Annotated in this window: 12 protein-coding genes; 8 read left to right on the top strand and 4 right to left on the bottom strand. The window is 71.2% G+C overall.

The genetic code is table 11. The features are described from left to right. Positions 1–62: 62 nt before the first annotated feature. Positions 63–1,928: a sensor domain-containing protein gene (locus AB3M34_RS18120; protein WP_370616056.1), complete on the bottom strand. Its 1,866-nt coding sequence runs from the start codon at positions 1,926–1,928 to the stop codon at positions 63–65. A gap of 117 nt (positions 1,929–2,045) precedes the next feature. On the opposite strand from AB3M34_RS18120, the gene AB3M34_RS18115 reads away from it, so the two are divergent. The 4 genes from AB3M34_RS18115 (at position 2,046) to AB3M34_RS18100 (ending at position 6,517) form a co-directional block, all read left to right on the top strand. Next, entirely contained in the window at positions 2,046–3,305 is a 1,260-nt protein-coding gene (locus tag AB3M34_RS18115; RefSeq protein ID WP_370616055.1) for a DUF6350 family protein, read from the top strand. Further along, the gene (gene purN / locus AB3M34_RS18110; protein WP_370620050.1) at positions 3,274–3,912 is read left to right on the top strand and encodes a phosphoribosylglycinamide formyltransferase; all 639 of its coding nucleotides are present in this window, start codon (positions 3,274–3,276) and stop codon (positions 3,910–3,912) included. The genes AB3M34_RS18115 and purN overlap by 32 nt, the downstream gene beginning before the upstream one ends. Beyond that, positions 3,909–5,483 (top strand): bifunctional phosphoribosylaminoimidazolecarboxamide formyltransferase/IMP cyclohydrolase, encoded by a 1,575-nt coding sequence (gene purH, locus AB3M34_RS18105; RefSeq protein ID WP_370616053.1) that lies wholly within the window; start codon positions 3,909–3,911, stop codon positions 5,481–5,483. Before purN ends, purH begins: the two co-directional genes overlap by 4 nt. A 131-nt stretch (positions 5,484–5,614) precedes the next feature. After that, entirely contained in the window at positions 5,615–6,517 is a 903-nt protein-coding gene (locus AB3M34_RS18100; protein WP_370616051.1) for a hypothetical protein, read from the top strand. A gap of 79 nt (positions 6,518–6,596) precedes the next feature. On the opposite strand, the gene AB3M34_RS18095 is transcribed toward AB3M34_RS18100, so the two are convergent. Further along, on the bottom strand, positions 6,597–7,139 hold the full coding sequence (locus AB3M34_RS18095; RefSeq protein WP_370616050.1) for a YbaK/EbsC family protein: 543 nt from the start codon (positions 7,137–7,139) through the stop codon (positions 6,597–6,599). A 30-nt stretch (positions 7,140–7,169) separates the two neighbouring features. Between AB3M34_RS18095 and AB3M34_RS18090 the strand changes: the two genes are divergently transcribed. The 3 genes from AB3M34_RS18090 (at position 7,170) to AB3M34_RS18080 (ending at position 8,754) form a co-directional block, all read left to right on the top strand. Continuing rightward, positions 7,170–8,030 (top strand): bifunctional methylenetetrahydrofolate dehydrogenase/methenyltetrahydrofolate cyclohydrolase, encoded by an 861-nt coding sequence (locus AB3M34_RS18090; protein WP_370616049.1) that lies wholly within the window; start codon positions 7,170–7,172, stop codon positions 8,028–8,030. Then, on the top strand, positions 8,027–8,299 hold the full coding sequence (locus tag AB3M34_RS18085) for a DUF3017 domain-containing protein (protein ID WP_370616048.1): 273 nt from the start codon (positions 8,027–8,029) through the stop codon (positions 8,297–8,299). The genes AB3M34_RS18090 and AB3M34_RS18085 overlap by 4 nt, the downstream gene beginning before the upstream one ends. A gap of 62 nt (positions 8,300–8,361) precedes the next feature. Next, positions 8,362–8,754, top strand: a complete 393-nt coding sequence (locus AB3M34_RS18080) for a hypothetical protein (protein WP_370616046.1) — start codon at positions 8,362–8,364, stop codon at positions 8,752–8,754. A gap of 87 nt (positions 8,755–8,841) precedes the next feature. On the opposite strand, the gene AB3M34_RS18075 is transcribed toward AB3M34_RS18080, so the two are convergent. Both AB3M34_RS18075 and aqpZ read right to left on the bottom strand, forming a co-directional pair. Beyond that, positions 8,842–9,831, bottom strand: a complete 990-nt coding sequence (locus AB3M34_RS18075) for a malate dehydrogenase (protein ID WP_370616044.1) — start codon at positions 9,829–9,831, stop codon at positions 8,842–8,844. 115 nt (positions 9,832–9,946) lie between these two features. Continuing rightward, positions 9,947–10,699 carry an aquaporin Z gene (aqpZ, locus tag AB3M34_RS18070; protein WP_370616042.1) on the bottom strand — a complete coding sequence of 251 codons (753 nt, stop codon included), beginning with the start codon at positions 10,697–10,699 and terminating at the stop codon, positions 9,947–9,949. A gap of 152 nt (positions 10,700–10,851) precedes the next feature. On the opposite strand from aqpZ, the gene AB3M34_RS18065 reads away from it, so the two are divergent. Then, positions 10,852–12,099, top strand: a complete 1,248-nt coding sequence (locus tag AB3M34_RS18065; RefSeq protein WP_370616040.1) for an MFS transporter — start codon at positions 10,852–10,854, stop codon at positions 12,097–12,099. The last annotated feature ends 103 nt before the right edge of the window (positions 12,100–12,202 follow it).

Below are 12,202 nucleotides of genomic sequence, written 5' to 3'. Positions count from 1 at the left end.
GCTGAGTACGAAGAGGCGCCCCGACCGTTCGCGGTCGGGGCGCCTCTCGTCGTACCAGGAGGTCAGCGCCAGTAGGCGAGGCGCTGGCCGGAACGGTCGGCGACGCGCAGGAACTCGGTCGCGGTGAGGTCGGCACGCTTGTTGCCCGACTGCCGCACCTCGGTGACGGTGGCGCCGCGGCATACGAGCGCGAGCCGGTAGCTCACGGTGGACTTCGGGCCGGTCTCGAACGTCATGCGCCAGCTCCTGCCGGCGTAGCCGGACCCGCGCACCGGCTTGCCGTCGACGACGTTCGCGGCCTGGTTGCGGTCCTCGCACTTGCGGATGCGCTTCTGAAGGCGCTGCACGAACGCCTGCGCCTGCTGCGGACTGCGGAAGGTCGCGATCGACTGGCCGATGCCGAACTGCTTCGGGATCGCCTTGTCGTTGGGCACCACGTAGATGCGGCCGCGGGCCTTGGTCACGCCCGGTGCGAGGAAGTTGGCCTGGTCGCACATCGTCGCCGCAGGGTTGTCGTTCGGCGCCTTCGGCTTCGTGCCCGCCCACGGCGACGTCTGCGAGCCGACCGGAGGAAGGTCGACGGCCGCCAGGAACCCCGGGTCGGTCGAGGTTCGCGGGAGCGGTGCGGCGACCACCTTGGCCGTCGTCGTGCACGGTCCGCCGGACGATGCGCACGCGAGCCGCATGCCGTCGACCATGGTCGACCCGAGGGCCGCGGTCGACGGGCCGGCGGCACCGTCGGTCTCGTGCACGAGCATGGTGTTGACGACACCGGTCTGCATCATGCCGATGGTGATCGTGCGGACCGGCGACGAGAGGTCGCGCAGGCGCAGGATGGTGACCGGGGAGGCTGCACCCGCGATGGTCGCCGTCTCGGAGCTCATCTGTACGCCGGGGACGGCGCAGTCGGCGTACCACTGGAGACGACGCTTGTAGGCGGCCTTCGCGCCGTCGGCGTCGCGGGCGACCTCGAGGACGTGGACGGCCTGCTCCGGCCGGCCGTACACCTCGAAGTCGCGCACATACGTCTTGCGGGGGTTGTTGGTCGCGAACCGTCGCGCCGCGCACACCGTCAGGGGTTCGCCGGCGGCAGCATCCGCGTCGGCCGATGCGGCGGCCGCGAGCTCGTCCTCGTCAGGGGCGGCTTCGTCCGCAGTGGTCGTGAGCGTCGTCCAGTCGCGGTTCGGGCTGACGCGGCTGATCTCGGTCGCATTGAGCAGCGAGCGCGTCGTGACGGCGTCGCCGGGGCGCGCCGCCTCGACCGGGGTCTCGCCCACGCGGTTGCGCTCCTGGGCCTGCGCGGGGCTCATCGGGGCGGTCGGTGCGACGGCGAGGCCTGCTCCGACGACGGCGGCAGTGGCCGCAGCGACAGCGACGACGGTGTGCCTGCGGCGGCGCCTGCGCGCCTTGCCGCGGATCCGTGCCGGGGTCGGGAGCGGGATGCGCTCAGAGATCTCGGAGAGGCCGAGGAGCCGGCTCTCGACCTGGCCGATGCTCTGACCGAGGGCTTGCTCCAGCTCGGTCACGGCCTGCTGCGTCTCAGCGACGGCCTCGGCGTCGGTCATGGCCAGGTCGCGCGCGGCGGCGGAGATGTCGAGCTCGCCGAGCGTCTGGAGGATGATCAGGCGACGGGTGCGGTTGTTGAGGCCCTGGAGTGCCTCGATCAGGTCGAGGTCGCTGTCGTCCTCGTGCCGGCGGCGCCACGGGCGCGTGCCGCGGGAGAGCCGGGCGTGGCGGAACGCCTCGCCTCGGACGAATCCCAGCGGGTCGCGGGAACGCTGCTTGGCCCAGCTCTGCCAGGCCTTCTCGTACGCCTCGGCGACGGCTTCCTCGGTGACGGTGCGGTCGCCGCTCTCGGCGTACGTGAGGTGGGTCACGTACCTGCTGGTGGAGTCGTAGAAGGTGTCGAACTCTTCCACCTTCGGCATGACTCGGTTCTCCCTACGTCCGGGGTGCGTGACTGGCTGAAACTCGGACGACCCCCCGGTCGGGCACTGCGGCGTGCCTCCGTCCAGGGAACCCAGGCTACAGGGACGATGGTGACGATGACCGAGACTCTCGCCCCAACGTCGACAGGCCCCCGCGACGCCCGCGGCAACGGCGCCAGGCCCGGATGGTACGCCGGTGCGGCCGGCGCCGTCCTGGCCGCGGCCGTCGGCCTCCTGGTGTGCGGCGGACTGGCTGTCGTGGCCTGGATGTCGGCCGACAGCGGCACGGCCGCAGGTGCGCTGCGTGCCGGCGCGATCGGCTGGCTCGCAGCCCATGGGAGCGGTGTCGTGGCGTCGGGCGCCGTCCTCAACGCGATCCCGCTCGGTCTCCTCGCGCTGGTCGCCGCGCTCCTGCACGGGTCGGTGGCACGGGTCGCCTCGGGGTTCGGCGTCGCACCCACGACGCGCCAGGCGGTCTCGGCGGGCGCTGCGTCCGGTCTCGTGTCCGCCGCCGTCCTCGCGGTCGTCGCCTGGTGGTCCGCGCTCGGCCCGGTCCACGTGGAGATCTGGCGCGCGGCCGCAGCCGGTCTCGTCGTCGGCGGGATCTTCGGGTTCACCGGCGGTGCTCGCGGGTCGGGGCTCGCGCGCCGCCAGTACGACGCCCTCCCGCCGCTGGGGCGCTCGGCGCTCCGGGGCGCGCGCGTCGGAGCGGTCACCCTGCTCGGGACGGCTGCGCTGCTGGTCCTCGGCGGGATCGTCGTGCGGCTCGACGCGGCGGGCGCGATGTGGGACGCGCTGCGGCCGGACGCCCTCGGTGGGCTCGGCCTTCTCGTCGTGTGCCTCGTGGTCCTGCCCAACCTCGTCCTCTGGAACGTCGCCGCACTGCTCGGACCGGGGTACGCCCTGGGTGCCGGAACCTCGGTCACCCTGACCGCGAGCAGCCTCGGCGCCGTCCCAGCGCTCCCGGTGCTCGCTGCGCTGCCGCCGACCGGACCGCGCCCGGCGTCGCTGGTGGCGCTGTCGGCGCTCCCGCTGGTGGCGGGTGCGCTGGCGGGCTACCTCGCGGTCTCGCCCTGGCGCTCGGCGACCGTCCTCGCGGGCGACCTGCGGACGGCGCTCACCGCTGGTGGAGGGGCAGGCGCGCTCGCGGGATCGGTGCTCGCCGTGGGTCTGCTGCTCTCCGGCGGCTCCGTCGGGCCGGGAAGGCTCGGCCACTCCGGCCCCGACCTCGCCCTCGCCGCACCGCTCGCGATCGTCGTCCTCGCCGTGGGCGGGGCGGTCGGGGGAGCGGCAGCGCACTATCGTGGTCGTCGTGGAGCAGACGACGACGCAACCGCAGCGGCCGCTGACCCGCCGGACTCCACCCCCGACGACTGACCGCCCGGCACGGCTCGTCGTCCTCGTCTCCGGGTCCGGCAGCAACCTGCAGGCCCTCGTCGACGCCTGCGCCGATCCGGCGTACGGGGCCGAGGTGGTAGCCGTCGGCGCGGACCGCGACGGCATCGAAGGCCTCGCGCGCGGCGAGCGCGCCGGTGCCGCGACGTTCGTGCACCGCGTCCGCGACTACGACCAGCGGGCGGACTGGGACGCTGCGCTGACGGCGAGCGTGGCGGCGTACGAGCCCGACCTGGTGGTCTCCGCCGGCTTCCTCAAGCTCGTCGGGGCGGAGTTCCTCGCGGCGTTCGCCGACCGCTACGTCAACACCCACAACTCGCTGCTGCCCAGCTTCGTCGGGATCCACGGGCCGCGCGACGCCCTCGCGTACGGCGTCAAGCTCGCCGGCGCCACCCTCTTCTTCGTCGACGACGGCGTCGACACCGGGCCGATCATCGCCCAGGTCGCCGTCCCCGTCCTCGACGACGACACCGAGGAGACCCTCCTCGAACGCATCAAGGAAGCAGAGCGTCGCCAGCTGGTCGACGCTGTCGGATCCATGGTCCGCCGCGGTTGGACCATCGACGGAAGAAAGGTCACCATCGGATGAGCGAGGCCATCGCGGGCGACGACCGCCGCCCCATCAAGCGCGCCCTGATCTCGGTGTACGACAAGACCGGGCTGGAGGCGCTGGCGAACGCTCTGCACGCCGAGGGCGTGGCGCTCGTCTCCACCGGGTCCACCGCAGACCGGATCGCGGACGCCGGCGTCCCGGTGACGAAGGTCGAGGAGCTGACCGGCTTCCCCGAAGCCCTCGACGGCCGGGTCAAGACGCTGCACCCGCGGGTGCACGCCGGGATCCTCGCGGACATGAGGCTCGACAGTCACGTCGAGCAGCTCACCGAGCTCGAGATCGAGCCGTTCGACCTCGTCGTCGTCAACCTCTACCCGTTCCGGCAGACGGTGGCCTCCGGTGCGTCGCCGGACGAGGTCGTCGAGCAGATCGACATCGGCGGGCCGTCCATGGTGCGCGCAGCAGCCAAGAACCACCCGTCGGTCGCGGTCGTCGTCGACCCCCGCCGGTACGACACGCTGCTCACGGCCGTACGCGCCGGAGGCTTCACCCTCGAGGAGCGCAAGCGCCTCGCCGCGGAGGCGTTCACGCACACCGCCTCGTACGACATCGCGGTCGCCTCGTGGTTCCAGAGCATCTACGCACCGCAGTCGCAGCAGCAGTTTCCGGCGTGGATCGGCGGCGACTGGGGCCTGTCCACGGTGCTGCGCTACGGCGAGAACCCGCACCAGGCGGCGGCGCTCTACCACGGCGACCGTGTTGGCATCGCCAACGCGACCCAGCTGCACGGCAAGGAGATGTCGTACAACAACTACGTCGACGCCGACGCCGCGCGACGTGCCGCCAACGACTTCGACGAGCCCGCCGTGGCGATCATCAAGCACGCCAACCCGTGCGGGATCGCGGTCGGTGACGACATCCTCGACGCCTACGCGAAGGCGCACGCGACCGACCCGTTGTCGGCGTACGGCGGCGTGATCGCGGCGAACCGCACCGTCACCGTCGCGATGGCGGAGAAGGTGGCGGACGTCTTCACCGAGGTGATCGTGGCGCCGGAGTTCGAGCCGCGCGCGGTCGAGGTGCTGACGCGCAAGAAGAACATCCGGATCCTGGTCGCGCCGCTCGACGAGCACCCGCAGGGCATCGAGCTGCGGCTGATCTCGGGCGGTGCGCTGATGCAGTCGCGCGACCACGTCGACGCGCCCGGCGACGATCCGGCGACATGGACGCTGGTCGCGGGGGAGCCTGCCGACGAGGCGACCATGGCCGACCTCGCGTTCGCGTGGACGGCGTGCCGCACGGTGAAGTCCAACGCGATCCTCGTCGCGAAGGACCGCGCTGCCGTCGGCGTCGGCATGGGCCAGGTGAACCGGGTCGACTCCTGCAGGCTCGCGGTCGAGCGCGCGGGCGAGGAGCGGGCGGCGGGCGCCGTCGCCGCGTCCGACGCGTTCTTCCCGTTCGCCGACGGGCTGCAGGTGCTGATCGACGGCGGTGTGCGCGCCGTCGTCCAGCCGGGCGGCTCCGTGCGCGACGACGAGGTGATCGCGGCTGCGAACGCCGCCGGCGTCACGATGTACGTCACCGGGTCGCGCCACTTCTTCCACTGACGCGGTGCCCGACGAAACGACCCGACAATCCACCCCTGAAACGGGGGTGAAACGTCGGGTCGTTCCGTCTGGTCTGCGGTCGTCCACAGGCGGTCCTGCACTCCGACGGGAATCCGCGTCAGGATCGGCGGATGCCGAACGAGCTCGACGAGATCCTTGCGATGCAGTGCGGCGTCCTCACAAGCGCACAGGCGTCGCGACTGGTGGGCGAGAAGCGGTTCCGTGCCCTGGTCCACCGCGGACGGTGGCAGCAGCCGTACCGCGGTGTCGTCGTCACGCACAACGGCCCGCTCTCGCCGGACCAGACGACGTGGGCGCATCTGCTCGCCTGCCCGCCGGGCTCGGTGCTCGGCGGGCTGAGCGCGCTGGATCAGGAGGGGATGACCGGGTTTCCTCCGAGTGGCACGTACGTCGTGGTCCACGACAAAGCGCGACGCCCGGAGATCGAAGGACTGATCGTCCACTCCAGCGTCTACCTCGACGAACGCGACGTGCACCCCCTCCGCGTGCCGCCGCGTACTCGCCGTGCGCGAAGCCTCGTCGACGGCGCGAGCTGGTCCGAGCCGCCGAGGCGTGCACGCGCGATCATCCTCGCGGGTGCGCAGCAAGGGCTCGTCCGTACGAGGGACCTTCGCGATGCGCTGTCGCGTCGCGGCACCTGTCGACACCGGGCGCTGATCGTCGAGTCCTACCTCGACGCGGCCGGCGGGATCCAGTCCCTTCCCGAACGCGACTTCGACTCGATCCGCCGGTGGAGCGGGCTACCTGAGCCGACGCGGCAGCGGCCGGTACGACGCAAGGACGGCCGCTACTACCTCGACGTCGCCTGGGACGAGTACGGCCTCGCCATCGAGATCCACGGGATCCCGCACATGCGGGTGGCGCAGTGGGATGCCGACCTGATGCGGGCGAACGAGATCGTGATCGGTGGGCCAAAACTCCTGATCTTCAGCTCGTACGCGATCCGTCGAGAGCGTGCGGCCGTCGCGGATCAGCTCGTCCGGCTCTTCGTGAACGCCGGCTGGCGGGGCTGAACGGAAACCCGACGCAACGACCCGACGTTCGACCCCCGAATCAGGGGTCAAACGCCGGGTCGTCTTGGCGGGCTTGTCGTCAGTCGAGGGCGAACGCGCCGACCTCCGCTCCGGGGAGTGCGGCGAGCAGCGCCCCGGGGACCACGAGCTTCGAGTGCCGGACGCCGGAGCCGATCAGCGCCCACTCGATCGCGGCAGCCCGCTCGTCGACGAGGACCGGCCACGCCGCCGGGGTGCCGACCGGCGTGATGCCGCCGTACGCCATGTCGGTGGTCTCCGTCGCCCAGTCCGTCGGCGCGAACGACAGCTTGCGGACGTCGAGCCGACGGCGTACGGCGCCGTTCACGTCGGCGCGCGTGTCGGCCCGGACCACGCACGCGGCCGCCCGCTCCTCACCGGCGCGCCTGCCGAGCACGACGACGCAGTTGGCCGACGCCTCGAGCGGCACCGCGTACGCCTCCGAGAACGCCGCCGTGTCCGCCAGACCGGGGTCGATCTCGCACACCCAGGCGTCGCTCGCGTCGATGCCCGGCGCGGACAGGGCTGCGGCCACAGGGTCGGCGAGGAGGTCGAGGCGGTCCAGCGCGGGCACGAGGTCGAGGGTTCCGAGGCGAGGGGTCACCGAGGAAGTCTTGCATGGGAGACTTCTCGGGTGAGCGCTCAGATTCTCGACGGCAAGGCCGCTTCCGCTGCGATCAAGACCGACCTCACCGCACGGGTCGCGACTCTCGCGGAGCGCGGGGTACGACCGGGGCTGGGGACGCTGCTCGTCGGCGACGACCCCGGCAGCCAGATCTACGTCGCCGGCAAGCACCGGGACTGCGCGCAGGTCGGCATCGAGTCGATCCGGGTCGACCTGCCCGCCACGGCCGGCCAGGACGAGATCCTCGAGGCGGTCGACACGCTCAACGCCGACCCCGCCTGCACCGGCTACATCGTGCAGCTGCCGCTGCCGAAGGGCATCGACGAGAACGCCGTCATCGGCCGTATCGACCCCGACAAGGACGCCGACGGACTCCAGCCGACCAACCTCGGCTGGCTGGTCCTCAACGAGCCTGCTCCGCTGCCGTGCACGCCGCGCGGCATCGTCGAGCTGCTGCGCTGGGGCGGCGTCGAGATCGCCGGGGCCCACGTCGTCGTGGTCGGACGCGGTGTCACGGTCGGACGGCCGCTCGGGCTCCTCCTCACCCGGCGTACCGAGAACGCGACCGTCACCCTCTGCCACACCGGCACCCGTGACCTCGCGGCCGAGGTGCGGCGGGCCGACATCGTCGTCGCAGCCGCCGGCGTGCCGTCGATCATCACCGCCGACATGGTCAAGCCGGGGGCTGCAGTCCTCGACGTCGGTGTCAGCCGCGACGTCGAGGGCAAGATCGCGGGGGACGTCGACGCCGGCGTGGCCGAGGTCGCCGGGTGGGTCTCCCCGAACCCGGGAGGCGTGGGGCCGATGACGCGCGCGATGCTCCTCCAGAACGTCGTCGAGGCCGCCGAGCGCACAGCCGGGCCGGCATGACCCGACCCGACGGCGTCTCGGGGACGCAGGCGTACGCCGCGCTGATCGTGGCGATGTGCATCGGGCTCGTTCTCGTGGCGTTCGGCGCCTGGCGCCAAGGGATCATCGTGGTCGGCAGCTCGCTCGTCGGTGGCGCCCTGATTCGCGCCGCCCTCCCCGAGCCGCGCGCCGGGCTCCTGCGGGTGCGAGGCCGTACCTTCGACGTCCTGTGGATGCTGGTCCTCGGCTCCGGTCTGGTCACCCTCGCCTTCGCCGTCCCGCAGGGTTAGTCCGCGAGCGGCACCCTGCGCGCCGCACGGCACCCGCGGTCGCGCAGCGCTACGCTCCGACCATGATTCGGCTGATCCTCAACCTCTTGATCAACCTGCTCGCATGTGCGATCGGCATCCTCGTCGCCGGCTCGCTGCTCGACGACATGACGGTGTCCGCCGGGGGCTTCGTCACCGCGGTCGTCGTCTTCGCGGTGGCACAGATGATCCTCTCGCCGTTCATCCTGAAGGTCGCAGCGACCAACGCACAGGCCTTTGTCGGCGGGATCGGCATCGTCTCGACCCTGGTGGCGCTGTTCATCGCCACGCTCGTCGGAGACGGCATCTCGATCGACGGAGTCTCGACGTGGATCCTTGCCGCGCTGATCGTCTGGCTCGTCACCGCGGTCGCGACGCTGCTCGTGCCCTTCATCCTCATCAAGATGGGTGTGCGCGCGCTCGCCGACAACAAGTGATCTTGGCCCGTCCGGTCGACGCGACCCGCTGACAGACGACGACGCCCTGCCCCGGTGCTCCCGGGGCAGGGCGTCGTCGTGAGGGGGTCAGATCAGGCCGAGCTTGGTGACCGCGTCGCGCTCCTCGACGAGCTCGGCGACCGAGGCGTCGATCTTGGCGCGCGAGAACTCGTCGATCTCGAGGCCCTGGACGATCTCCCAGTCGCCGCCCTTGGTGACGACGGGGAACGAGGAGATGATGCCCTCGGGCACGCCGTACGAGCCGTCGGACGAGACGGCCATCGAGACCCAGTCGCCCTCGGGGGAGCCGAGCAGCCAGTCGCGGGCCGCATCGATGGTCGCGGAGGCGGCCGAGGCGGCCGACGAGGCGCCGCGCGCCTCGATGATCGCGGCGCCGCGCTTGGCGACGGTCGGGATGAAGCTGTCGGCGATCCACGCCTGGTCGTCGACGACCTCGGCAGCGTTACGGCCGGCGATCTCGGCGTGGAAGATGTCGGGGTACTGGGTTGCCGAGTGGTTGCCCCAGATCGTCATCTTGGTGATGTCGGTGACCTTGGCGCCGGTCTTGGCGGCCAGCTGCGAGATCGCACGGTTGTGGTCGAGACGCGTGAGCGCCGAGAACCGCTCGGCGGGGATGTCGGGAGCGTTCGTCTTGGCGATGAGCGCGTTGGTGTTGGCCGGGTTGCCGGTCACGCCGATCCGGATGTCGTCGGCGGCGTGGTCGTTGAGCGCCTTGCCCTGAGCCGTGAAGATCGCGCCGTTCGCCTCGAGGAGGTCGCCGCGCTCCATGCCCTTCGTACGGGGGCGCGCGCCGACGAGGAGGGCGAGGTTCGCGCCGTCGAAGATGGTGTTGGCGTCGTCGCCGATCTCGACCGAGTCGAGCAGCGGGAACGCGCAGTCGTCGAGCTCCATCACGACGCCCTCGAGCGCCTTGAGCGCAGGCGTGATCTCGAGCAGGCGGAGCTGGACCGGGGTGTCCGGGCCGAGCAGATCGCCGGCGGCGATACGGAAGAGCAGGCTGTAGCCGATCTGACCGGCGGCGCCGGTGACGGCCACCTTCACGGGTGTTGCGCTCACGACATCTCCTTGCAAGAGCTGGGCGTACGGACGCGTACGTGCCCATGACGCTAGCAAGCCGGGTCCGTTCCTGGGCTTCAGGGGTACGGACCCGGCTTGCGCGGGCAGAAGTGTGTCAGCGCGTGGTCTCGCCGGTGACCTCGACGTCGCTCCGATCGACTCCGGTGATGAAGACGAAGGAGGCTCCGGCGATGGCGGCGCCTATCAAGGGAGCCAGCAGGAAGACCCAGACCTGGGCGAGGGCATCCGCTCCCGCGAACCACGCGACACCGAGCGATCGCGCCGGGTTGACGGACGTGTTGCTCACCGGGATCGAGACGAGGTGGATCAGCGTCAGCATCAGGCCGATCGCCAGCGGTGCGAACCCGACGGGTGCACGCTTCGAGGTGACGCCGAGGATCACGTACAGGAACATCGCGGTCATGACGACCTCGCACAGGAACACCGACCAGAGCACGTAGCCGCCGGGGGACCGGTCGTCGTAGCCGTTGGTGGCGAATCCGCTCTCGACGGCGTTGAAGCTCTCGATGCCGTTGGCGATGCCCAGGAGCACGGCGCCGGCGAGGGTGGAGCCGATGATCTGGACGATCCAGTAGGGAAGGACGTCCTTCCACGGGAACCGTTTCGCGATGGCGAGCCCGAAGGTGACGGCGGGGTTGAAGTGCGCGCCGGAGATGTGGCCGACGGCGTACGCGCCGGTGAGGACGGTCAGGCCGAAGGCGAAGGCGACACCGAGGTGACCGACGCCGAGGTTGCCCGCATCGGTCACGAACACTGCGGCGATCACCGCCGTGCCGCAGCCGCCGAGCACCAGCCAGAAGGAGCCGAGCAGCTCGGCTCCGAGTCGTGAGCGGATTTCGGGCGTCATCGTTCCCCCTTTGACGGCCGTCCCCCTGACAGCCTTCGTCTCGCATTGTGCGCGACTTGTCATAGGTGCGCGAGCGACACGCCGTGCTGGGGTGAGCGAGTTCACGAGTAGGGAGCGGGAATTGTCGTTTCCAACAACATATCCTTGACGGGATGACCACCACGCTCTCGCCTCGCCGTCCACGACCGCCGCGCATCCTGCGCGAGCGGGCTGACGGCCGTCCGCACAACCTGACCCTGGCGCTGATCGCGCTGGCTCTTGGCGGATTCGCCATCGGGACCACCGAGTACGTGACGATGGGGCTCCTGCCCGAGATCGCCTCCGGGATCGGTGTGTCGATCCCGAGCGCCGGTCACGTCATCTCCGCGTACGCGGTCGGCGTCGTCGTCGGTGCACCGCTCATCGTCTCGATGACCGCCAGGCTTCCGAAGCATGCGCTCGCCATCGCCCTGGTGGCCGCACTCGCCCTCGGGAACATGCTGACCGCCATCGCCCCGACGTACGAGACGCTGCTCGGAGCCCGATTCCTCGCCGGCCTGCCGCACGGGGCGTACTTCGGCGTCGCGTCACTGATCGCCGCCTCGATGGTCTCCCCGCAGCGACGTGGTCGAGCGGTCGCGGCCGTCATGCTCGGGCTCGCAGCCGCGAACCTGATCGGCGTGCCCGTCAGCACGTTCCTCGGTCAGCAGCTCGGCTGGCGCTCGGCGTACTGGGTCGTCGTCGGCCTCGCGGTCGTCACCATGGGGTTCATCGGGGCGTTCGTCCCGCAGCAGCAGCGCGACACGTCGGCGACCGTACGACGCGAGCTGCGCGCGCTGCGTCAGCCGCAGGTCCTCCTCACCGCGGGCGTCGGGGCGATCGGGTTCGGCGGTCTGTTCGCCGTCTACAGCTACATCGCACCCATCACGACCGACGTGAGCCACCTCAGTGCCTCGTTCGTCCCGTGGGTGCTACTGGTCTACGGGATCGGGTCCATCCTCGGGACCGGGCTCGGCGGACGGCTCGCCGACCACGCTCTCTTCGCGTGGCTCTGCACCGTGCTGGTCGCGATGGCGGCGCTGCTCGCGCTGTTCGCGGTCACGGCGCAGCACGGTGCTCTGCTCCTGATCGGCGTGCTTCTGCTGTCGACGGCGGCGTCCGCGCTCGGACTGCTGCTGCAGATGCGCCTGATGCACGTGGCGGGCAGCGCCAAGATGCTCGGTGCTGCCCTCAACCACTCGGCGCTCAACGCTGCCAACGCGCTCGGGGCGTGGCTGGGCGGCCTGGTGATCGCCGCCGGGCTCGGCTACATCGCGACGGCGTGGGTCGGCGTGGGCCTGTCGTTCGCCGGGCTCGGGATCCTCGTCGCGTCGGCGTGGCTCTACCGCGGGGAACGACTGGCACTGTCGCTCGCGCACTGAGCGCCGGGCACGCCGTCCGCGCCGCACGCTGCCGGTTCGCCTCTCTGCGCTTCTCCGTTGGGCCCACTGCAGAGTCGAGGCCCCACCGCACAGTTGCGGTGGG

Origin of the sequence: Mumia sp. Pv4-285, assembly GCF_041320275.1 — a bacterium.
Lineage (GTDB): Bacteria > Actinomycetota > Actinomycetes > Propionibacteriales > Nocardioidaceae > Mumia > Mumia qirimensis.
The sequence above is the reverse complement of the archived record's forward strand: the minus strand, read 5'-3'. Positions and strand labels throughout refer to the sequence as shown.